Origin of the sequence: Variovorax sp. 350MFTsu5.1 (genome assembly GCF_048302515.1) — a bacterium.
GTDB lineage: Bacteria > Pseudomonadota > Gammaproteobacteria > Burkholderiales > Burkholderiaceae_C > Variovorax > Variovorax guangxiensis.
This window is the reverse complement of sequence record NZ_CP157620.1, coordinates 4,786,583-4,809,047: the sequence shown is the minus strand read 5'-3', so window position 1 is coordinate 4,809,047 and position 22,465 is coordinate 4,786,583. Positions and strand designations below refer to the sequence as shown.

16 protein-coding genes are annotated in these 22,465 nt (G+C 68.6%); 5 read left to right on the top strand and 11 right to left on the bottom strand.

Translation table 11 applies throughout. The features are described 5' to 3' along the window. Positions 1-57: 57 nt before the first annotated feature. Both ABL843_RS21865 and ABL843_RS21860 read right to left on the bottom strand, forming a co-directional pair. Positions 58-1,698, bottom strand: a complete 1,641-nt coding sequence (locus ABL843_RS21865) for a GMC family oxidoreductase (protein WP_369661401.1) — start codon at positions 1,696-1,698, stop codon at positions 58-60. A gap of 144 nt (positions 1,699-1,842) precedes the next feature. Then, positions 1,843-3,480, bottom strand: coding sequence for a methyl-accepting chemotaxis protein (locus ABL843_RS21860; RefSeq protein WP_369661402.1), 1,638 nt, complete (start codon positions 3,478-3,480; stop codon positions 1,843-1,845). 347 nt (positions 3,481-3,827) lie between these two features. Between ABL843_RS21860 and ABL843_RS21855 the strand changes: the two genes are divergently transcribed. Next, positions 3,828-4,649 carry an IclR family transcriptional regulator gene (locus ABL843_RS21855; RefSeq protein ID WP_184641619.1) on the top strand — a complete coding sequence of 274 codons (822 nt, stop codon included), beginning with the start codon at positions 3,828-3,830 and terminating at the stop codon, positions 4,647-4,649. A 101-nt stretch (positions 4,650-4,750) separates the two neighbouring features. Continuing rightward, positions 4,751-5,965: a DUF2252 domain-containing protein gene (locus ABL843_RS21850; RefSeq protein ID WP_418117281.1), complete on the top strand. Its 1,215-nt coding sequence runs from the start codon at positions 4,751-4,753 to the stop codon at positions 5,963-5,965. Between the two features lie 13 nt (positions 5,966-5,978). Here the strand turns inward: ABL843_RS21850 and ABL843_RS21845 are convergent, their stop codons facing one another. The 8 genes from ABL843_RS21845 to ABL843_RS21810 form a co-directional block, all read right to left on the bottom strand. Continuing rightward, positions 5,979-6,776, bottom strand: coding sequence for a sulfite exporter TauE/SafE family protein (locus ABL843_RS21845; protein ID WP_418117280.1), 798 nt, complete (start codon positions 6,774-6,776; stop codon positions 5,979-5,981). Next, positions 6,773-8,290, bottom strand: a complete 1,518-nt coding sequence (locus tag ABL843_RS21840; protein ID WP_418117279.1) for an AMP-binding protein — start codon at positions 8,288-8,290, stop codon at positions 6,773-6,775. The genes ABL843_RS21845 and ABL843_RS21840 overlap by 4 nt, the downstream gene beginning before the upstream one ends. 2 nt (positions 8,291-8,292) lie before the next feature. Then, positions 8,293-9,732 (bottom strand): acylating sulfoacetaldehyde dehydrogenase, encoded by a 1,440-nt coding sequence (gene sauS, locus ABL843_RS21835; RefSeq protein WP_418117277.1) that lies wholly within the window; start codon positions 9,730-9,732, stop codon positions 8,293-8,295. 14 nt (positions 9,733-9,746) lie between these two features. Then, a complete protein-coding gene (locus tag ABL843_RS21830) occupies positions 9,747-10,745 on the bottom strand; it encodes a tripartite tricarboxylate transporter substrate binding protein (protein ID WP_418117276.1) in 999 nt (332 codons plus the stop codon). Next, on the bottom strand, positions 10,742-11,551 hold the full coding sequence (locus ABL843_RS21825) for an IclR family transcriptional regulator (protein WP_126025204.1): 810 nt from the start codon (positions 11,549-11,551) through the stop codon (positions 10,742-10,744). The genes ABL843_RS21830 and ABL843_RS21825 overlap by 4 nt, the downstream gene beginning before the upstream one ends. A 118-nt stretch (positions 11,552-11,669) precedes the next feature. Next, on the bottom strand, positions 11,670-13,406 hold the full coding sequence (locus ABL843_RS21820) for a cobaltochelatase CobT-related protein (RefSeq protein ID WP_418117275.1): 1,737 nt from the start codon (positions 13,404-13,406) through the stop codon (positions 11,670-11,672). Next, positions 13,403-14,386: an AAA family ATPase gene (locus tag ABL843_RS21815; RefSeq protein ID WP_418117274.1), complete on the bottom strand. Its 984-nt coding sequence runs from the start codon at positions 14,384-14,386 to the stop codon at positions 13,403-13,405. Before ABL843_RS21815 ends, ABL843_RS21820 begins: the two co-directional genes overlap by 4 nt. Before the next feature lie 25 nt (positions 14,387-14,411). After that, positions 14,412-15,251: an IclR family transcriptional regulator gene (locus ABL843_RS21810; protein WP_184641626.1), complete on the bottom strand. Its 840-nt coding sequence runs from the start codon at positions 15,249-15,251 to the stop codon at positions 14,412-14,414. Between the two features lie 159 nt (positions 15,252-15,410). On the opposite strand from ABL843_RS21810, the gene xsc reads away from it, so the two are divergent. Both xsc and ABL843_RS21800 read left to right on the top strand, forming a co-directional pair. Then, a complete protein-coding gene (gene xsc / locus ABL843_RS21805; protein WP_418117273.1) occupies positions 15,411-17,234 on the top strand; it encodes a sulfoacetaldehyde acetyltransferase in 1,824 nt (607 codons plus the stop codon). Positions 17,235-17,248: 14 nt separating this feature from the next. Next, positions 17,249-18,451, top strand: a complete 1,203-nt coding sequence (locus tag ABL843_RS21800) for an acetate/propionate family kinase (RefSeq protein ID WP_418117272.1) — start codon at positions 17,249-17,251, stop codon at positions 18,449-18,451. Between the two features lie 6 nt (positions 18,452-18,457). Here ABL843_RS21800 and ABL843_RS21795 read toward each other — a convergent pair whose 3' ends face one another. Further along, positions 18,458-19,390, bottom strand: coding sequence for a LysR family transcriptional regulator (locus ABL843_RS21795; protein ID WP_184641629.1), 933 nt, complete (start codon positions 19,388-19,390; stop codon positions 18,458-18,460). A gap of 83 nt (positions 19,391-19,473) precedes the next feature. On the opposite strand from ABL843_RS21795, the gene ABL843_RS21790 reads away from it, so the two are divergent. Further along, complete coding sequence (locus tag ABL843_RS21790) at positions 19,474-22,413, top strand: molybdopterin-dependent oxidoreductase (protein ID WP_418117271.1); 2,940 nt, start codon at positions 19,474-19,476, stop codon at positions 22,411-22,413. The last annotated feature ends 52 nt before the right edge of the window (positions 22,414-22,465 follow it).

Genomic DNA, 22,465 nt, shown 5'->3' with positions numbered 1-22,465 from the left:
CCGATGAGGTTGTCGTGGCGGTCTCTGCGGACCGTGGGGTTCGTTCGATGCGGGAACTCACTGCGCGGCGGCTGCCGCTCTCGCGTCCTCTCTGATCAGGTCGACGGCCTTCTCGGCCATCATCACGGCGGGCGCGTTGGTATTGCCCGACACCAGCGTCGGCATCGCCGAGCAGTCGATCACGCGCAGCCCCGCCACGCCGTGCACGCGCAGGCGCGCGTCGACCACCGCGAGCGCATCGGCGCCCATGCGGCAGGTGCCGGTGGGGTGGAAGATGGTGGCGCCGTTGTTGCGGCAGAACTCCAGCAGGTCGGCGTCGCTCGCCGCGCCGGGGCCGGGCTTCACCTCGCGCTTGACGTAGGGGCGCATCGCGGGCGATTCGGCGATGGCGCGCGCGGCCTTCACGCCGGCCACGGTGGTCGCGCGGTCGAGTTCGGTCGAAAGGTAGTTGGGCTGCATCTCGGGGGGCTCGGCCGCGTCGAGCGAGCGGATGCGCACGTGGCCGCGCGACTCGGGCCGCAACTGGCACACCGACATCGTGAAGCCCGAGTACGGATGCACCTTGCCACCCGCCATGTCGGCCGAGAGCGTGGCCACGTGGAACTGGATGTCGGGCGTGGCCGCCACCGGCCGGCCCTCGGCATCCTTCAGCGCGCGCATGAAGCAGCCGCCCTGGTTGATGCCCACCGCCAGCGGGCCGGTGCGGTGCAGCAGCCATTCGAGGCCCATGCCCATCTGTCCGAACCAGGAGTTGAGCTGGTCGTTGGTGGTGATGGGCTTGGTGCATTCGTAGCCCAGGCGGATCTGGAGGTGGTCCTGCAGGTTCTCGCCGACGCCGGGCAGCTCCTGCACCACCGGAATGCCGAAGCGATCGAGCAGCGCGCGCGGCCCGATGCCCGAGAGCTGCAGCAACTGCGGCGACTGCAGAGAGCCGGCCGACAGCAGCACCTCTGCGCGGCAGCGCGCGGTCTTCAGTTCGCCGCGCTGGCGGTAGGCGATGCCCGTGGCGCGCCTGCCATCGAACAGCAGCCGCCCGGCCATCGCCTCGGTCTCGATGCGCAGGTTGGGCCGCCGCTTCACCGCCGGCGTCAGGTAGGCCTTGGCAGTGCTGCAGCGCCAGCCCTTGTGCGTGGTGAGCTGGTAGTAGCCGGCGCCTTCCTGCGCGGCGCCGTTGAAGTCCTTCGTGCGCGGCACGCCGGTCTGCACGGCGCCGTCGATGAAGGCTTCTATGAGTTCGTGCTTCGCCGCGATGTCCGAAACCTTCAGCGGCCCCTCGCCACCATGGAAGGCGTCGCCGCCGCGCTCGTTGCCTTCGGAGCGAATGAAGTAAGGCAGCACATCGTCGTAGCCCCAGCCGGCGTTGCCCAGCGCGGCCCAGTGGTCGTAGTCCTCGCGCTGGCCGCGGATGTAGATCAGGCCGTTGATCGAGCTGGAGCCGCCCAGGGTCTTGCCGCGCGGCCAGTAGATGCGCCGGCCGTTCATGTTCGGGTCGGGGTCGGTCTCGAAGCGCCAGTTGTAGGTGGGGCTCCACATCGTCTTGCCGTAGCCGATGGGCAGGTGGATCCACAGCGACCGGTCCGCCGGGCCGGCTTCGAGCAGCAGCACCCGCGTGGCCGGGTCTTCGCTGAGCCGGCCGGCCAGCACGCAGCCGGCGGAACCCGCGCCGACGACGATGTAGTCGAACTCTTCTTCAGGCATGCAATGGTCCCGGGGGAAGTTCTGGAAGGGCGAGCGCCCTTGTTCGAACCGATCCTAGGTCATTGATTTTCGGAACGCAATGTTCCGTTTTTAACGTTTACCCGCATGCCGAGCCGGGTGGTGGCGGGGCGGGCCTTCCGATTCCTAAGCCAGTGCGCTATCCGCCGAGAGCCGAAGCACCGGCTCGGCGGCGCGCTCGGCAACGGCGCCGGGATGCGGCTTGCCGACCCGGAAGGCCGAGACCGCCTGCATCAGCTGCCCGACCTGGATGTTCATGCTCTGCGCCGCGGCCGCGCTCTGTTCGACCAGCGCCGCGTTCTGCTGCGTGGCCTGGTCCAGCTGCGTCACGGCTGCGTTGACCTGCGCGACACCGGCGCTTTGCTCGGCGCTGGCCGTGCTGATCTCGCCGACGATGGTTGCGACCCGCCTGATGGAATCGACGACTTCCGCCATGGTGGCGCCCGCGCGGTCGACCAGCGCCGAGCCGGCCTCGACGCGATCGACGCTCGCGCCGATCAGCGCCTTGATCTCCTTCGCGGCGTCGGCCGAGCGTCCCGCGAGGCTGCGCACTTCGGAGGCGACCACCGCGAAGCCCCGGCCCTTCTCGCCCGCGCGCGCGGCCTCCACGGCGGCGTTCAGCGCAAGGATGTTGGTCTGGAACGCGATGCCGTCGATCACGCCGATGATGTCCGCGATCCGCTTGCTGCCGTCGTTGATGCTCTTCATCGTCTCCACGACCTGCACCACGACTTCGCCGCCGCGCATCGCCACGCTGCTCGCGCCGTGGGCGAGCCTGTTGGCTTCGGTCGCGCTGGCGGCGTTGCGCCTGACGGCGGCGTTGAGTTCTTCCATGGAGGCCGCGGTTTCCTGAAGGGAAGAGGCCTCGGCCTCCGTCCGGCGGGAAAGGTCGTTGTTGCCCTGGGCGATCTCCGCGCTCGCGACGGCGATGCTGTCGGCACAGGAGCGGACCTGCCCGATCAGCGCGACCAGCTGGCGCCGCATGGCGACCATGGATGCCAGCACGCTGCCCTGCGGCGCCTCGTGCGCGCCGTCGATCTCGCTCAGGTCGCCGTCGGCTACCCTGTGGGCCGCCACGCTGAGCATGGCTGGCTCGCCGCCGAGCGCCGAGAAGAGACGGCGCGCAATGAAGACGCCGAGCGCCACCGCCGCCAGCACCGCGAAGCAACTCAGCGCGAGCAGCAGCGTCAGCTGCCTTGAATAGGCCGCCGCGGAAGCCTCGACATCCTTTTGCGATATTTCCGCGTTGTAGTCCGCGTATTCGACCGAGGCGAGCAGCAGCTGCAGGAGCAACGGCCTGCACGCGGTATTCATTCTTTCGATCGCCTCCTCGCGTTTTCCGGCGGCGGCGAGTTCGACGATGGAAAGGGCAATGGGCAGGTATTCCCTTTCGGTCTTTTCCATCTTTTCGAAGATGGCCCGTTCGCGCTGCGTCACATCGCTTTCCGTGTCGAGCGCCTTCTTGAGTTGCTTCAGCGCGGATTGCAGCTTCTCGTTGCTGTCGACCGCCATCGCCTTGGCCCGATCGCGCTCCGCCGCCGATTGCACGAGCACCATTTCGCGCACGCCGATGGCCCTCCGGCTGGCGGCGATGCCGATCTCGGCCGTCAGCGCCTTGCGGTGCGCGATGCCGGCGACGTAGCTGGAGAACCGGTGGTCGGCCGCATTCAGTGAACGCAGTGCCAGCAGGCTCACAAGCAGCACCAGCAGCGCGAGGATCGTGAAAGTCCCGGCGAGCAGTTTCCGGGTCGAGATATTTTTCATGGGTCCGGTGTCAGGGTAGGAAAAAGCTGGATCGCAATAAGCGCCGTCGGAATTGGGCGCTCTTCAATCGCGCGAATTCCGTGCTTTTCTTTTCGGTCGGGATTCCAGGTTCTTGAGGCCATGCGCGGCCTTTTTTTTGATCACAAATTCATCGAATTTGTTTACGAAAAAAATTCCCGGACATTCTTTTGGGAGCCCAGCCGAATGCGCCTGCCTTTGCCGCACTGCATGCGCTGAATGGGGCCAGGAGATAGCGGGGCCGGGCAGTGGAACAATCGCCGTGGCCAGGCTGCGTCCATGGCCATACCTTTCCGGACCGACTTCTTTTCTTCACAAGGTTTATCCGCATGCCACGTTCCGCGCGCGCATCCGCCGCAGTGATTCCCGCCGCAGCGCCCCTCCAGGACGACGCGGAGTCCGCCGGTGTCTCCGGTTCCTCCGCCGAGCGCAGCCTGCGCCTGCTGGCGCTGCTCGCCAGCGAAGGCCGCGCGCTCACGCTGGCCGACCTGGCCGCGCAGCTCGGCCTGCCCAAGGGCACGGCGCACCGCATCTGCACGCAGTTGCTGGCAACCGGCTTCCTGGCGCGCGACGTGGACGAGCGCTCCTTCACCGTCGGCCCCGCGCTGCGCCGGCTGGCCTTCGACACGCTCAACCACGGCGTGGTGCGCGGGATGCGGCACGAGGTGCTGTCGGCGCTGGTGCGCCAGGTCGGCGAGACCTGCAACCTCACCACCCTCGACGGCGCGCAGGTGCTCTACCTCGACCGCGTCGAGGCGCAATGGCCGCTGCGCCTGACGCTCGACGTGGGCTCGCACGTGCCGCTGCACTGCACGGCCAGCGGCAAGCTCTTCCTGGCGCAGATGCAGGCAAAGGAGCGCGATGCGTTCATCGACGGACTGCCGCTGGAGCGCATGACGCCCAACACCATCGTCAAGGCAGCCGCGCTGCGCGCCGAGTGCGAGGCGATCGCGAAGCAGGGCTACTCCTGCGACCGCGAGGAATTCATCGCCGGCCTCGTGGCGGTGGCCGTGCCGGTGCGCGATGCGGCCGGCGCGGTGCGCGCTGCGCTGGCCGTGCATGCGCCCACGGCGCGGATGTCGATGGACGACGCGATCGGACGCATCGATGCGCTGAAGGCGGCGGCGCAGAAGATGGCCGGGCTGCTCTGACTTCGGCCTCTTCAGCCTCGCAGCTTCGTCAGCTTCGAGTGGGCGAGCGGCCACAGAATCCGCCGCTCGCGACCCGCGCAAGAGGAAGAAAGACGAAACGCATGCCCAACGCCGCCAAGACCATCCGCAGCTTCAACGCCGGGCGCGATCCGGAACGATTGGCGATGAAATACGCCAACCTGCGCTCCAGCCCCTTCGTCTTCCTGCGCGGCACCTGCCACCTGTTCTACGACCGCCTGCCGGCCGGCGCGCTCTTCTCCAAGGCCCCCACTGCATGGCTGTGCGGCGACGCGCACCTGGAGAACTTCGGCAGCTACAAGGGCGACAACCGGCTCGTCTACTTCGACCTCAACGACTTCGACGAAGCCGCGCTCGCGCCGGTGACGTGGGAGCTGGTGCGCTTCCTCTCCAGCATCCTGGTGGCGGGCGAGGGCCTGTGCAAGAGCACCGCCGATGCAGATGCCCTGTGCAGGACCTTCCTCGATGCCTATGCCGGCGCGCTCGTGCTGGGCAAGGCCCGCTGGATCGAGCGCGACACCGCAGGCGGTCTCGTCAGGGACCTGCTCGACACCCTCAAGGCACGCACCCGCCCCGCGTTCCTCGACCGGCGCAGCGACCGCAAGGGCCGCAGGCGCTCCATCCGCTGCGACGGCAAGCACGCGCTGCAGGCCACCGAGGCGCAGCGCGAGCGGGTCACCAGGCTCATCGACAACTTCGCCGCCTCGCAGCCCAACCCCGGCTTCTTCAAGGTGCTCGACGTGGCCCGACGCATCGCCGGCACCGGCAGCCTCGGCGTGGAGCGCTACATCGTGCTGATCGAAGGCAAGGGCTCGCCCGACGCCAACTTCCTGCTCGACCTGAAGCAGGCGCTGCCGTCGTCGCTCGTGCCGCACCTGAAGAAAACGAAGCAGCCCGAATGGCCTTCGGAGGCGCACCGCGTGGTCGGCCTGCAGCGCCGCATGCAGGCCGTGTCGATGGCCTTCCTGCATCCCATCGTCGGCCGCAAGTCTTCGTACGTGCTGCGCGGCCTCCAACCCAGCGAAGACCGCGTGATGCTCGACGTGAACCGCGCGCGCCTCGCCGACATCCGCGGCGTGATCGCCGAGATGGGCCAGCTCATGGCCTGGGCGCAACTGCGCAGCTCTGGCCGCCAGGGCTCGGCCATCGCGGATGCGCTGATCGACTTCGGGGCTTCGGCGAAGTCGTGGCGCGGGGACTTGCTGGATGCGGCGCATGAGTGTGCGGCGCAGGTGGTGGAGGATTGGGGGCTCTATTGCGAGGCGTATGACGCGGGGCTGATGGCGCCGCCGGCCTGACTGCCGACAGTCTTCACCACACCAGCCCGGCCACCGACCGCACCACGCTCATCGCCGCCAGCCCGATCAGCAGATTCAACACCAGCCGCCTGAACTGCTCCGGCGACACACCCTTGAAAGAGCGCTGCCCCCACCAGATGCCCGCCAGCATCGCAGGCGCCAGCCACAGCGCCCACTTGAGCGTGTCCGGTCCCAGCAGGTTGCCCGATGCGTGCGTCGACGAGGGCATCAGCGCAGCGCTGATGAGCGACACCACGTCGCTGAAGAGCAGCAGCGCGATCAGCGTGGCGCGCAGCGCGGCGGGCGCCATCTTCGCCGTGCTCAGCAGCACCGCGACCGCGATGCCGCCGATGGCCGCCACGCCGTTGATGAAGCCCGAGGCCAGCCCGGCGGCCAGTCGCAGACCGCGCGTGGGCTCCAGCGCGACATGCGCGCCGCTGCGCAGCAACAGGGCGGCGGCCATCAGAAGAATGCCGATCAGCAGGCGCAGCGGCGTCTCGGGCAACCACGCGAGCAGCGCCACGCCGAGCGGAATGCAGATCAGGTTGCCGAGCATCAGCCAGCCCAGCCATGCCAGGTCGACGTCGCGCGCGATGCCGCGCAGCTGGCTCAGGCTGGCGAGGATCTCCAGCATGAAGATCGCGGGCACCACGAGCGCGGGTGAGATCACCAGTGACATGCCCGCCACGGTGATGGCCGAGAAGCCGAAGCCCGCGAAGCCGCGCACGATGCCGGCCGCGAACACCACGCAGAGGCTGTAGGCCAGCGTTGCTGGCGCCAGCGGCGGCACCAGCAGTTCGGCAGCCGTCATGCCTCGAAGAGCGGCATCAGCTTCAGTCGCTGCACCTTTCCGGAAGGGCCTCGCGGCAGGTCCTGTACGAAGCGGTAGTGGCCGGGCGATTTGTAGCGGCCGAGCGCGGTGGCGGCGAACTCGCGCAGTTCTTCCTCGGTGCAGGCGCAGCCTTCGCGCAGCACGATGCACACGCCGATCTCCTGGCCGTAGTGGCGGTCGGGCACGCCCACCGAGGCGGCCTCGAGCACGGCGGGGTGCTTCAGCAGGGCCTCATCGATCTCGCGCGGCGCGATGTTCTCGCCGCCCTTGATGATGAGTTCCTTGATGCGGCCGGTAACGAAGAAGAAGCCGTCCTCGTCGCGGTGGCCGAGGTCGCCGGTACGCAGCCAGCCGTCGGGCGTGAAGCTTGCGCGCGTGGCTTCTTCGTTCTTGTAGTAGCCGAGCATCACGTTCGGTCCGCGAATGACGAGTTCGCCGGTGGTGCCGTCGGGCACGGCCGCGAGCTGCGCGTCGACCACGCCGGCCATGCAGCCCGAGGCGCGGCCGACCGAGCCGAGCTTGCGCGCGGCCGGGTCCATGGGGTTCGAGAAAGAAGGCGCTGCCGTCTCGGTGAGCCCCATGGTCTCGACGATGCCGATGCCGAACATCTGCTCGAAGGCGCGCAGGTGCTCCGGCGGCAGCGCGGCCGAGGCCGAGCGGCAGAAGCGGATCGACAGCGTCTGCGCGAGCGGCGGCTTCGGGCCTTCGAGCAGGTACGAGATCATGGTGGGCACCACGTTGATCCAGCTGCACTGCGTCTGCGCGGCCTGTTCCCAGAAGCGGCCGGCCGAGAACTTCGGCGGCATCGCGAGGCTGCCGCCGTGCGCCAGCGGCGCGAGCATGGTCACGGTGAAGGCGTTGATGTGATACAGCGGCAGTACCGCCAGCACGCGGTCGGACGGTCGCAGCCCGTGCTCCTCGCTGATGGCGTGCGCATTGGCGGCGAGATTGCGCTGCGTGAGCATCACGCCCTTGGGGTTGCCGGTTGTGCCCGAGGTGTACATCAGCAGCGCAACCGCGTCGGGCGAGGGCGGCGGCACGTCCGCGGCGGCTTCTTCCTCGCCGGGCAGCGCATCGCCCTCGGGGTCGACCACGATCAGCTCCACCGGCCGGTCGAAGGCTTCGACGATTCCGCGCACGCGCGATTCCCACTCGGGCGCGACGCAGACCAGGCGGCAGTCGGAATGCGAGAGCACGTAGTGCATCTGCTCGGGCTGAGACAGCAGGTTGACCGGGTTCACGCGAAAGCCGCCGTGCATCGCGCCCAGCAGCAGCCGCAGCGTCTGCAGGCCGTTGGGCATGACGACCGAGACCGTGTCTCCCGGCTGCATGCCGAGCCCGCGCAGCACGGCCGAGACGCGGCGGCACGCGCGCGCGAGTTCGCCGTAGGCGATGTGCTGTTCCGATTCGGTGGCGCGCGCGTAGACCGCGTGCGGCTGCTCTCGTGCCTGGCGCTCGATCAGCGCATGCACCGTGGTCGCGGCCGCCGTCATGTTCACTTCGCGCCGTGGCTGGCGAAGAAGGCGCCGAAGATGTCTTCCTCGCTCGGCACCACCTCGGGAATCGGCCGCGACACGCGCGTGATGTTCAGGTAGTGCCGGTAGTTCATGTTGTCCGAGAAGTTGTTCCTGCCCCAGGTGCCGCAGCCCATCGAGAGCGAGAAGGGCAGCCCGTTGTCGAAGCTGCCGCCGGTGGCGATGCAGTGCGCCTGGTCGACGATGACGCGCGAGACCGGCAACGTGAGGCCTAGCGAGAGTGCGCGCTCGGGCACCGCGCTGTGAAGGCCCACGGAGTGGCCGGCGCCTTCGTACGAATAGATGCGCGCCACGGTGGCGGCGGCCTCGTCGAAGTCGCGCGCGGCGTACACCGCGAGCACCGGGCTCAGCTTTTCGCCGGAGAACGGATGGTCGTGGCCCACGCCGTCCTCGGCCACCATGAGGATGCGCGGATCGGCCTCGGCAATCGCCTGCCACGCCGCGCGGTTGGCTCCATCGACCTCGGCCGCGCGCTCGGCGATGACGCGCGCCGACTGTCCGATGACGGCGGCCGAGAGCTTGCCCTCGGGCCACATCAGCTTCTGCAGCGCGGCCTTCTGCGCGTCGGCGAGCATGACGGCGCCGCGGTCCTTCAGCGCCGAGAGCATCTTCGCGCGCACCGCGTCGACGACGACGAGGCTGTTCTCCGACGAGCAGCTGGTCGCGTTGTCGAAGGTCTTGGAGCGCACGATGCGATCGGCCGCGGCCTCTACGTCCGCCGTCTCGTCGACGATGCCCGCCACGTTGCCCGCGCCCACGCCGAAGGCCGGCGTGCCGCTCGCGTACGCCGCGCGCACGTTGGCCTGCGAGCCGGTGGCCACCACCAGGTCGCACAGCCGCATCAGCTCGGCGGTCGACTGCTTGTTGACCGGCGCGGGCAGCAGCTGCACCAGGTCGCGCGGTGCGCCGATGCGGTCGAACTGCGCGTGGATGAACTCGATGAGCCGCGCCGCCGTCGACCAGCCTTTGGGCGAAGGCGCGACGATGACCGCGTTGCGCCCTTTGAGCGCATTGATGATCTTGTTGGCCGGCGTCGCGCCCGGGTTGGTCGATGGCGTGATGGCGCACACCACGCCCACGGGCCGCGCGATCTCGACGATGCCGCGCGCCGGGTCTTCGGCGATCACGCCCACCGAGCGTGCATCGTGCAGGTCGCGCAGCAGGCCGAAGGTCTTGCGGTGGTTCTTGCGCACCTTGTCCTCGACGTTGCCCACGCCGGTGTCGGCCACGGCCAGCTCGGCCAGCTCGCGGTTGCGTGCCGGCTCGATGATGGCCCAGCCCGCCGCGACCACGGCGGTGTCGACCTGCGCCTGCGACCAGGTCTCGTAGATGCGCTGCGCGGCGCGGGCGCGCGCCACCAATTCGGCGATGGGGGAAGAGGGGGTGTTCGGGTGTTCCATGGGGCCTGCGTGGATCAATCCACCTTGATGTTTGCTTCCCTGGCGAGCTTCTGCCAGCGCACGAGTTCGGCGGTCACGACCTTGCCCAGTTGCTCCGGCGTGCCGCCCACGCCTTCGCTGCCCTGTGCGAGCAGCTTGTCGCGAATCTCGGCTTCCTTGACGACGGTGTTGATCACGCGGTTGAGCCTGTCGATGGCGGGCTTGGGCGTCTTCGCGGGCACGAACACGGCGTACCAGGAGTCGACGTCGAAGTCGGCGATGCCGGCCTCCTGCATCGTCGGCACGTCGGGAAAGGCCGCGCTGCGCCTGGTGGTCGATACCGCGAGCGCCTTGAGCTTGCCGGCCTTCACGAACTGCGCGGCCGCCGGAATCGACACCCACAGCAGCGGCACCTGCCCCCCCATCACGTCGGTCACGGCCGGGCCGCCGCCGCGGTACGGCACGTGCGTCATCTGCGTGCCGGTGCGCAGCTTCAGGAGCTCGCCGGCCAGGTGGCCTGGCGAGCCGTTGCCCACCGATGCGAAGGAGATGCTGTCGGGCTTGGCCTTCGCCAGCGCGACCAGTTCCGCCACCGTGTTCGCCGGAAACTGCGTGTTGGCCACCAGGATCTGCGGCAGCGAGGCGACCATGCCCACGGGTGCGAAGTCCTTCGCGGTGTCGAAGCTCAGCTTCGCGTAGATGGCCGGGTTGATGGTGTGTGACGAGAGCGTGAACAGCACCGTGTAGCCGTCCGGCGGCGACTTCGCCACCAGCTCGGTACCGATGGAGCCCGCCGCGCCGCCGCGGTTGTCGATGAGCACCTGCTGGCCCAGCAACGCCGAGAAGCGCTCCTGCACGATGCGCGCGATCACGTCGGTGCCGCCGCCGGGCGGGTAGGGCACGACGAGGCGGATCGGCTTGTTGGGGTAGTCGCTGCCGTTGTCCGCCTGCGCGGCAAGCGGCGAGGCGAAGGCAGCGAGCGCGGCGAGAGCCAGCATCCCGGCGCGATGCCAGGGGGCGAAGAACAACTTCATTCGGGTCTCCTTCTCTTTGTGATGGACATCGGCGACGGCCCGGCCGGTGCGGCGCCCACGCGATAGCCCAGCGTGACGCTGGCATCGCGCGCGCAGGCCATCAGGTGATCGGCCAGCCCGCGCGCCTGCGTGCGCGCGAAGCGGATCGAGGGCACGCTCATGCCGACGGCCGCCACGGCCTCGCCGCGTGCATTGAGCACGGGCACGCCGAGGCCGCAAACGCCGATGCGCCATTCCTCGCGGTTTTCTGCATAACCGCGGGCGCGGGAGCGTTCCAGTTCGTTGAAAAGGGTGCCGAAGTCGGTGATGCTGTTCTTCGTGTGCGGCTCCAGCGTGCCCAGGCACTCCTGCAGCGCCGGCACGCTCAGGCCTGCCGCGGCGAGCAGCGCCTTGCCCGAAGCCACGCAGTACGCCGCCGCGCGACCGCCGATGCGCGAGTAGGCGGCCACCGGCAGGGGGCTGTCGAACTTGTCGAGGTAGACGATCTCCGCGCCGTCGAGCACCGCGAGGTGGATGGTCTCGCCCGTGGCCTGCGCGAGCTGCGCGAGATGAGGGCGCAGCAGCGACCCGATGTCGGATGCCTCGGAAACCATCGCCCCGAGTTCGAAGAGCCTGAGGCTGGGCCGGTAGGTGCTCGTGCCCGGGTCCTGCACGGCCCAGCCGCATTCGACCAGCGTCTGCAGCGTGCGGTGCGCGTTGCTGCGCGCCATGCCGAATGCCTGCGCCAGTTCGGTGACGCGGCAGTCGCGCTGCTGGCGCACCATCCATTCGATGGCGGCGAGGCCCTTGGCAAGCGTGGAGTCCATGAGGCTTGGCTTTCCTTGTTGTTCCAAATATTGGAACAGCGTTCTCGGATGTGAAACGCAATGTAAGAACGCCTGGTGCCCCTTGTCAATCAGGGACTTGGATGTAGTTCTAAATGCCTCAGCGGCGATGGCGTCCCGCCATGAGCCCGATCACCTCGCGGAAGATGGTGTTGCCGCTCGGGTTCGCCAGATCGAGCACATGGCTGCGGCTGTAGCAGGGGCTCAGGTCGAGGCCCACGCCGATGCCGGCGATCTCGATGTCGCCGCGCTGTTCCTGGCGCGCGACCACGTCGCGCAGGTGGTGGTCGAGGTAGTGCGCGTCGTTGGCGAGGTGCGTGGCGCTGTCCATCGGCGAGCCATCGGAGATCACCATCAGCAGCTTGCGCGCCTCGCCGCGCTGGCGCAGCCGCATGCAGGCCCAGTCGACCGCCTCGCCGTCGATGCCTTCGCGGAACAGGTCCGCCTTGAGCAGCGCCGCCATCGCGGGGCGCGCGCGTCGCCATGGCGTGGCCGCGGCCTTGAAGACGATGTGGCAGCGCTCGTTGAGCCGCCCCGGATGCGGCGGCCTGCCCGCGCGCACCCACTCGCGCTGCGGGCGTCCACCGTTCCACGCGCCGGTGGTGAAGCCCAGCACCTCGCAGGCCACGCCAGCCTGTTCGAGTGCGCGCGCGAACACGTCGACCATCATCGCCACCGATTCGGCGTGCTCCTTCATCGAACCCGAGCAGTCGATGAGGAAGGTGACGATGCAATCGGCCAGCGGCTCCATGCGCTCGGTGCGGAACAGGCGGCGCTCGGTGGGCGAGGCCACGAGCTGCGCAAGGCGGCGGCCATCGACGAGGCCTTCCTCCTGCGCACCGTCCCAACCGTCGCGTTCGGGCTCGGCTAGCAGTGCGCGCAGCTCGCGCGCGAGGCGGGCGATGTTCACGCCCTGCGCGGCGATGCGGCGGTCGAGCTTCTCGCGATGGCCTGCGAGCACTTCCTTGCGTGCGAGCGTGGCGGCATCGTGTTCGCGGTCGTAGGCGTCGGTGAAGATGCGGTAGGCACCGCCAGCGCCTTCGAGCACCTCGCTGCGGCCCGATTCGGCGGTGGTGAAGCGCTCGACGATCTCCTGGTCCGTGTCGGCCACCAGCGAGAAAACGCTGCGCTTGTCGTCCACGTGGGCATCGCGCGCGGCTTCGCTGTCTCCGTCGCCGGCCTCGTGCAGCATCGCGGCAACGATGCGCGCGATGGCGCGGGCGTGCACCGCATAGGCCGCCTGGTCGGCACGGTCCTTGCGCAGGCCGGCCAGCGCGTGGCCGATCAGCGGTGCGAGCGCGAAGCGCGTGGCTTCGAGCATGTCCTCGGTTTCCTCGACGACCTGTTCGCCGTTGACACGCGCACGGCAGATCTGCGCCACGGCATACAGCAGCAGGCCGCGCGCGGTGTCGGTCAGCCCGGAGTGATGAAAGGCGAGCGACCACTGCTCGTGCCGATGCCGCAGGTTGTGCCGCATGCCCACCATGACCTCTGGCGCCATCGCCTCGGCGCGGAACTGCTCCAGCATCTCGAACAGCATGCGCTCCACCGGCTCCTCGGGGCGCAGGCTCTGGTGCAGCGCCGCATCCGATGCGGTGAGCCGCAGCGCGAGCCCGTCGGCCACGCCACGGAAGGACGCGAAGTCGTCGGTGTCGGGCGAGGGATGCAGGTGCGGCGCGAACCAGGGCAGCGCCATGCGGCCGCGGTGCAGGCGCCGTCCGCGAAAGTGCAGGTCGCGCTCGCCGCTGAATGCGCGCACCACACCCGCGCAGAGCTCGGCGACGAGTTCTTCCTGCCGCACGCGGCGCTGCATCGCGCTCGCGGGGCCGGCGGTCATTCGCGCGGGCCCGCCGAGAGCTGGTGCGATTCCTTCAGCTCGCGGTCGAAGCAGCGCTGGAAGTACTCGGCCACCAGCGGGCGTTCGGCGTCGTCGCACTTGTTGACGAAGGAAAGGCGGAAGGCCAGCGCCGGGTCCTTGAATATCTCGATGTTCTCGGCCCAGGTGATGACGGTGCGCGGCGACATCAGCGTCGAGAGGTCGCCGGCCGCGAAGCCCTTTCGCGTGAGGTCGGCCACGGCCACCATCGATGCGACCAGCTTCGTGCCCGCCTCGTCGGCCAGCGAAGGCACGCGCGCCTGCACGATGGCGATCTCTTCCGCGGCCGGCAGGTAGTCGAGCGAGGCTACGATGTTCCAGCGGTCGATCTGCGCGTGGTTGAGCCGCTGCGCGCCGTGGTAGAGGCCATTGAGGTTGCCCAGGCCCACGGTGTTGGCGGTGGCGAAGAGGCGGAAGAAGGGATGCGGGCGCAGCACCCGGTTCTGGTCCATCAGCGTGAACTTGCCGTCGCGCTCCAGGATGCGCTGGATGACGAACATCACGTCGGGCCGGCCCGCGTCGTACTCGTCGAAGATCAGCGCCACCGGCCGCTGCAGCGCCCAGGGCACGATGCCTTGCTGGAACTCGGTGACCTGCTTGCCTTCGCGCAGCACCACCGCGTCTTTTCCCACCAGGTCGAGCCGGCTGATGTGGCCGTCGAGGTTCAGGCGCACGCAGGGCCAGTTCAGCCGCGCCGCCACCTGCTCGATGTGGGTCGACTTGCCGGTGCCGTGCAGGCCCTGCACCATCACGCGCCGGTCGCGCATGAAGCCCGCAAGGATGGCGAGCGTCACGTCGGTGTTGAAGCGGTAGACCGCGTCGACCTCGGGCACGTGGTCGTCGCGCTCGCTGAATGCAGGCACGCGCAGGTCGGAGTCGATGCCGAACACCTCGCGCACGCTGAGCATCCGGTCGGGTCGAAGGTCGGCGGTGTCGGTCATGGCGGTTCCTGCGAAAGAGGTGTGTTCAGGCCTGCGCGCGGTCGGAGGCCGCGTCGGCGTCGATGCGGCTCAGTGCCTGAGCGGCACGCTGCAATGCGGGCAGCAGCGTCTTCGCCTTGGCCGCGTCGAGCCGCATCACCGGCGCCTGCACCGCGATGCAGAGGTTGGAGGGGGCGTCGTCGCCCGAGGGCACCGGCGTGGCGATGCACAGCAGGCCGGGCAGGAACTCCTCGTGGTCGATGGCGTAGCCGTCCTTGCGTACGCGCTGTACTTCCTTTTCCAGCGCCTCGGGGTCGGTCAGCGTGCGGGGCGTGTAGGTTTCGAGCGGCGCATGAGACAGCAGCCGGCGGCGCTGCGCCGCGCTCATCTGCGAGAGAAAGATCTTGCCGCTGGCCGAGCAGTGCACAGGCACGCGCGAACCTGAGTGCAGGTAGAAGCGCAGCGGCGCGGCGGTCTCCACGCGGTCGAGGTACACGACCTCGCTGCCCGAGAGCGCGGTGAGGTTGCAGCTCTCGCCGATCTCTTCCACCAGCTGGCGCAGCACCGTGTGGCGCGCGCCGTGCAGGCTGTCGTTGAGCAGCAGGTTCTCGGCCAGCCGCCGCAGCCGCGTGCCGATGCCGTAGTGCCGGCCGTCGCCTTCGCGCTGCAGCAGCCCCGCTCCTTCCAGCTGCTGCAGCATGCGGTGCAAGGTCGGTTTGGGCAGGCCGGTTTCTTCCACCAGGCCCTGCAGCGAATAGCGCTGGTCTTTCGCGGCCATGACTTCGAGCAGCGCGAACAGGCGCATGGTGGGCGAGTCACCACCCGAGCCGGCCGGTTCGGCGGCGTCCACGGAAAGCCCTTTGACGATCTTCATGGCGCGAATCATAGGTGTTTTACAAAAAAAGAGACAAGACGTTCCGATTTTTGTAAATTGTTTGACGCGATGCCGATGCCGTCCTATATTCCGCCGGAATGAATTCCGGAACAAGCCGTTCCGACTTTTAGAGCGAAACCCGCCCATTCATCCTTCCAGGAGACGCCTCCCATGAGCCAGAAGCAAGCCGCAGCCCCCGCACGCGAAGCCGTCAAGGGCGTGCAGAAGATGACGCCCTCCGAGGCTTTCGTCGAGACCATGGTCGCCAATGGCGTGACCGACATCTTCGGCATCATGGGCTCGGCCTTCATGGACGCGATGGACATCTTCGCGCCCGCGGGCATCCGCCTGATCCCGGTGGTGCACGAGCAGGGCGGCGCCCACATGGCCGACGGCTATGCGCGCGTGTCGGGCCGCCACGGCCTCGTCATCGGCCAGAACGGCCCCGGCATCAGCAACTGCGTGACGGCCGTCGCGGCCGCCTACTGGGCGCACAGCCCTGTTGTGATGATCACGCCCGAGACCGGCACCATGGGCATGGGCCTCGGCGGCTTCCAGGAAGCCAACCAGCTACCGATGTTCCAGGAGTTCACCAAGTACCAGGGCCACGTCAACAACCCCAAGCGCATGGCCGAGTACACCGCGCGCTGCTTCGACCGCGCCATCTCCGAGATGGGCCCGACTCAGCTGAACATTCCGCGCGACTACTTCTACGGCGAGATCCAGTGCGAGATCCCGAAGCCGATGCGCGTGGAGCGTGGCGCGGGCGGCGAGAACAGCCTGAATGCGGCGGTCGAGTTGCTGGCCTCCGCAAAATTCCCGGTGATCCTCTCGGGCGGCGGCGTGGTCATGGGCGACGCGGTGGAGGAGTGCAAGGCCCTCGCCGAGCGCCTGGGCGCGCCGGTGGCCAACGGCTACCTGCGCAACGACTCCTTTCCCGCGAGCCACCCGCTGTGGGCCGGCCCGCTGGGTTACCAGGGCTCCAAGGCCGCGATGAAGCTGATCGCGCAGGCCGACGTGGTGCTCGCGCTCGGTTCGCGCATGGGCCCCTTCGGCACGCTGCCGCAGCACGGCATGGACTACTGGCCGAAGGAGGCGAAGATCATCCAGGTCGAGGCCGACCACACCAACCTGGGCCTGGTGAAGAAGATCACCGTGGGCATCCACGGCGACGCCAAGGCCACGGCCAAGGAACTGCTCAAGCGCCTGCAGGGCAAGACACTGGCCTGCGATTCCACCAAGGCCGAACGCGCCGAGAAGATCAAGGCCGAGAAGGCCGCGTGGGAGAAAGAGCTCGACGAGTGGACCCACGAGCGCGACCAGTTCAGCCTCGACGCCATCGAGGAAGCGAAAGGCGAGAAGACGCCCACCGGCGGCAGCTACCTGCACCCGCGCCAGGTGCTGCGCGAACTCGAGAAGGCCATGCCGCCGCGCGTGATGGTCTCCACCGACATCGGCAACATCAACGCCATCGCCAACAGCTACCTGCGCTTCGAGGAGCCGCGCAGCTTCTTCGCGCCGATGAGCTTCGGCAACTGCGGCTACTCGCTGCCGACCATGATCGGTGCCAAGTGCGCGGCGCCCGACCGCCCGGCCGTGGCCTATGCCGGCGACGGCGCCTGGGGCATGAGCATGGTCGAGATCATGACGGCCGTGCGCCACGACATCCCGGTGACGGCGGTGGTCTTCCACAACCGCCAGTGGGGCGCGGAGAAGAAGAACCAGGTCGACTTCTACAACCGCCGCTTCGTCGCCGGCGAGCTCGAGAGCGAGAGCTTCGCGGGCATCGCCAAGGCCATGGGCGCAGAGGGCATCGTGGTCGACAGGCTCGAGGACGTGGGACCGGCGCTGAAGAAGGCCATCGACATGCAGATGAACGAAGGCAAGACCTGCGTGATCGAGATCATGTGCACCCGCGAGCTGGGCGACCCGTTCCGCCGCGATGCGCTGTCCAAGCCGGTACGATTCCTCGACAAGTACAAGGACTACGTCTGAACTCAAGCCACCCCATGACCGGTTCGCTGCTGACGCTCAACGCGGGTTCGTCTTCCATCAAGGTCGCGCTGTTCGACGCGGCCGGCGATGGCGACGCCGCGCTGCCGGCGGCGCGCTGGTCGGGGCAGGCCGATGGGCTGGGCGCGGGCCTGAAGGCGCGGCTTCGTGTGCGAGATGCCGACGGGCAGGCCTTGCACGACGCGCCGCTCGAAGGCGCACAGGCTTCGCACCAGGGGGCGCTTGCGGCGCTGCTCGATTGGCACGCGAAGCAGTCGGGAGGAGGGCGCATCGCGGCCGTGGGCCATCGCATCGTGCATGGCGGCGCTGACTTCGTGGCGCCGGTGCGCATCGATGCCGGCGTGCTCGACGCGCTGGCGAAACTGGAACCGCTGGCGCCGCTGCACCAGCCGCACAACCTTGCGGGTGTGCGCGCGGCGATGGCCGCATTCGAGGGTGTGCCGCAGGTCGCCTGCTTCGACACCGCCTTCCACGCGGTGCAGCCCGAGGTCAACCGGCGCTTCGCGCTGCCGCGCGAGCTGCACGACGCGGGCGTGCGTCGCTACGGCTTCCACGGCCTTTCCTACGAATCCATCGTCGCGCAGTTCGCCCGTATCGCGCCCGAGCTCGCGCAGCGGCGCGTGATCGTCGCGCACCTGGGCAACGGCGCCTCGATGTGCGCCATCGCGCAAGGCCGATCGGTCGCGACGACGATGACCTTCTCGCCGCTCGACGGGCTGACCATGGGCACGCGCTGCGGCCAACTCGACGCGGCCGTCGTGCTCTACCTGATGCGCTCGCGCGGCATGTCGGCCGACGAGGTCGAGGCGCTGCTGTTCCGCCAGTCGGGGCTGCTCGGCATCTCGGGCGTGTCCAGCGACATGCGCGTGCTGGAGGCCTCGGCTGAACCTGCCGCCGCCGAGGCCATCGGCCACTTCGCCGAGCAGGTGGTGCGGCACATGGGCAGCCTCGCGGCGGCGCTGCGCGGCGTCGATGCCATCGTGTTCACCGGCGGCATCGGCGAGAACGGCGCGGCGTTGCGCGAACGCATTCTCGAAGACTGCGAGTGGCTGGGCGTGAATGTCGATGCCGCCGCGAACCGCAGCGGTGCCGCGCGGCTGACTACGGCCGAGAGTCCCGTCAGCGCGTGGGTGCTGCGCACCGATGAAGAAGCCGTGATCGCCAGGCACACGGCGCGTGTGCTGCGAGCCGCCGGCTGAAGACTTCTAGCGGCGCGGCACGATGGCGCCGCAGTGGCGCAAAAAGTCCGCCGTCGCGCGGCCCAGCAGCTTGTCGCGGTGCATCACCGTCGCCAGCCGCCGCACGCCGGCCGGCAGCCTCGTGCGCAGCTCCACCAGATGCCCGTCTTCCAGCGCCTGCGCCACCGTGTAGCGCGAGAGGCACGCGAGCCCGGTGCCCGAAGCCACCACGCGCTTGATGGCCTCGGTGCTGCCCAGTTCGAAGCCCACGTGCACCTGTTCCAGATTCTGGATCAGCCATGCGTCCGTCACCTGCCGCGTGCCCGAGCCATGCTCGCGCAGCACCCAGGTGGCCTGCGAGAGCTGCCTGTGCGTGGCGACGCGGCCCGCCAGCTCGTGGCCGGGCGCAGCGACGATCACCAGTTCGTCTTCGCGCCAGGGCCGCACCACGAGGTCGGGGTGCGTCTGCGGGCCTTCGATGAAGCCCACGTCCACGTCGAAGCCGGCCACCGCCTCGATCACGTCGTGCGTGTTCGCGATGTGCAGGTGCACCTGGCTTTGCGGATGCAGCGCCGTCCAGGTCGACACCCGCTCCGGCAGCAGGTACTCGCCGATGGTGAAGCTGGCCGCCACGCGCAGCGGCGCCGCATGCTCGCCGCTGAAGAGCGCCTCGACTTCCGCGGCTTGGTCCAGCAGCGCCTGTGCCTTGGGCAGCAAGGCACGGCCGTTCTCGTTGAGCACCAGCCGGCGCCCGAGCCGGTCGAAGAGCTGCACGCCCACCGAAGACTCCAGGTCGGCCAGGGCGCTGCTGGCAGCCGACTGCGAACGCGCGATGCGGTCGGCCGCGGCGCGGGTGCTGCCTTCGCGCGCGGTGGCGACGAACACTTCGAGTTGGCGCAGGTTCAGGCGCAGGCGGGAGCTCGATGCGGTGCCCTGCTGCTGATCAGTTTTTCCGGTCATGGCGAGCGATATTCTCTGCTTTTTCGTTTGATCGAGGCTGCATACCATCGAGCGGACCCCGCCTGAAAACAAAGGACCGCCAAGTGTTCAGCTTCCTGTCTCGCGAGCCCGTGCACGACCCGCTGGTGGCGCCCACGCCCACGGCCGACACCACGGTCAAGACCACCACCTGCTACATGTGCGCCTGCCGCTGCGGCATTCGCGTGCACCTGCGGGAGGGCGAGAAGGGCCCCGAGGTGCGCTACATCGACGGCAACCCGAACCACCCGCTGAACCAGGGCGTGATCTGTGCCAAGGGCTCTTCGGGGATCATGAAGCAGGTGTCTCCCGCGCGCATCACGCAGCCGCTGCTGCGCAAGGCCGGCAGCGAGCGCGGAGCGGGCGAGTTCGAGCCCATCAGCTGGGAGCGCGCCTTCGATATGCTGACCGAGCGGCTCGCGAAGATCCGCGCCACCGATCCGAAGAAGTTCGCGCTCTTCACCGGGCGCGACCAGATGCAGGCGCTCACGGGCCTCTTCGCGCGGCAGTTCGGCACGCCCAACTACGCGGCGCATGGCGGCTTCTGCTCGGTGAACATGGCCGCGGGAATGATCTACACCATCGGCGGCAGCTTCTGGGAGTTCGGCGGGCCCGACCTGGAGCGCGCAAAGCTCTTCGTGATGATCGGCACGGCAGAGGACCATCACAGCAACCCGATGAAGATCGCCATCAGCAAGTTCAAGCGGGCGGGCGGGCGCTTCATCTCCATCAACACGGTGCGCACCGGCTACTCGGCCATCGCCGACGAGTGGATTCCGATCAAGCCCGGCACCGACGGCGCGCTCTTCATGGCGCTGTTGCACGAGCTCATCTGCAACGAGCTGGTGGACCACGCGTTCCTCAAGCGCTTCACCAACGCGCCGCAGCTGGTGGTGCTCGACGACTGCGAGCGCGAGGGCCTGTTCGCCTTCGATCCCGAGCGAGGCCCGCCGGGCGACGGCCGCAACCCGCACAACAAGCTGGTGTGGGACAAGGCCAGCGGCAGCGTGAAGCCCGCGTACCCCGAAGGCATCGCCGACGGCTGTGATCCCGCGCTCGAAGGCCACTACACGCTGGCCGACGGCACGCGCGTCGCGCCTTCGTTCCAACTGCTGCGCGAGCGCGTCGCAAGCTGCACGCCCGAGTGGGCGCAGGCCATCACCGGCATCGACGCGGCACGCATCCGCAAGCTGGCGCGCGAGATGGGCGAGACCGCGCTCAAGCAGGCCTTCGAGCTGCCCATTCCATGGACCGACGCATGGGGCAAGCGGCACGAGACCACACAGGCCCGGCCCGTGGCCTTCCATGCGATGCGCGGGCTGGCTGCGCATTCCAACGGCTTCCAGACGGTGCGCGCGCTCGCGGTGCTGATGAGCGTGCTCGGCACCATCGACGCGCCGGGCGGCTTCAGGCACAAGGCGCCGTACCCGCGCCACATCGTGCCGAACTACAGGGCCTTCAACGACCCCGGAATGATCCAGCCGAACACGCCGCTCAATGCCGCGCCGCTGGGCTTTCCGGCCAGTCCCGACGAACTGGCGATCAACCCCGACGGTTCGCCGATCCGCATCGACCACGCTTTCTCGTGGGAGCACCCGCTGTCGGCGCACGGGCTCATGCACAACGTGATTACCAATGCGGTGAAGGGCGACCCGTACCGCATCGACACGCTGCTGATCTTCATGGCCAACATGGCCTGGAACTCCAGCATGAACACCATGGCGGTGCGCGAGATGCTCAACCGCAAGGACGAGAAGGGCGAGCACATGATCCCCTTCCTGGTGGTGTGCGACGCCTTCCAGAGCGAGACCGTGGCATTCGCCGACCTCGTGCTGCCCGACACCACCTACCTGGAGCGCCACGACGTGATGGGCATGCTCGACAGGCCCATCTCGGAGTTCGACGGGCCGGTAGATTCGGTGCGCATCCCGGTGGTGCCGCCCACGGGGCAGTGCAAGCCCTTCCAGGAGGTGCTGATCGAGCTGGCCTCGCGGCTGAAGTTTCCGGCCTTCACCACGCCCGAGGGTGGGCGCAAGTACAGCGGCTACCCCGACTTCATCGTCAACTTCGAGCCGCAGCCGGGCATCGGCTTTCTCATGGGATGGCGCGGCAAGGACGGCACCGAGCACCTGCGCGGCGCGCCCAACCCGAAGCAGTGGGAGGCCTACGAGAAGAACAACTGCGTGTTCCAGTACCACATGCCCGAGGGCATGCACTACATGCGCAACTGGAATCGCGAGTACCTCGACTTCGCGAAGGACAAGGGCTGGCGCCAGCGCAACGACCCGGTGCAGCTGGCGCTCTACTCCGACACGCTGCAGACCTTCAGGCTCGCGGCGCAGGGCAAGAGCGCGGGGCGGCAGCCGCCCGAGGCGCTGTGCGAGCGCATCGACAAGTATTTCGATCCGCTGCCCTTCTGGTATCCGCCGCTCGAAGAGGCCGCGACCGACCTCGATGCGTTTCCGCTCAACGCGCTCACGCAACGGCCCATGGCCATGTACCACTCGTGGGACTCGCAGAACGCATGGCTGCGGCAGATCCACAGCCACAACTACCTGCACGTGAACCCGGTGACGGCGCAGGCCGCGGGCATCGCCGACGGCGGCTGGTGCTGGGTCGAGAGCCGTTGGGGCAAGGTGCGCTGCATGCTGCGCCACAGCGAGGCGGTGGAGCCGGGCACCGTGTGGACCTGGAACGCCATCGGCAAGGCCGACGGCGCATGGCAGCTCGCGCCGGGCGCGGACGAGGCGCGCAAGGGCTTCCTGCTCAATCACCTCATCAGCGAGGAGTTGCCCTGCGCGGGCACCGCGAGCGGGACCATCAGCAACTCCGACCCGATCACCGGGCAGGCCGGCTGGTACGACGTGCGGGTGCGCATACGGCCGGCCGATCCGGGGGAGCCCGAGGAGAGCTATCCGCAGGTCGCGAGCATGCCGGCGGTGCCCGGCGTGCTGGGCAAGGCGGTGAGCGTGCTGACCTACTTCGCGGGGAGGAACAGGAAATGATGCAATGGCTCAAGGACCTGATGGCGCCGGCTCCGGTTTTGCCCCCTCTCCC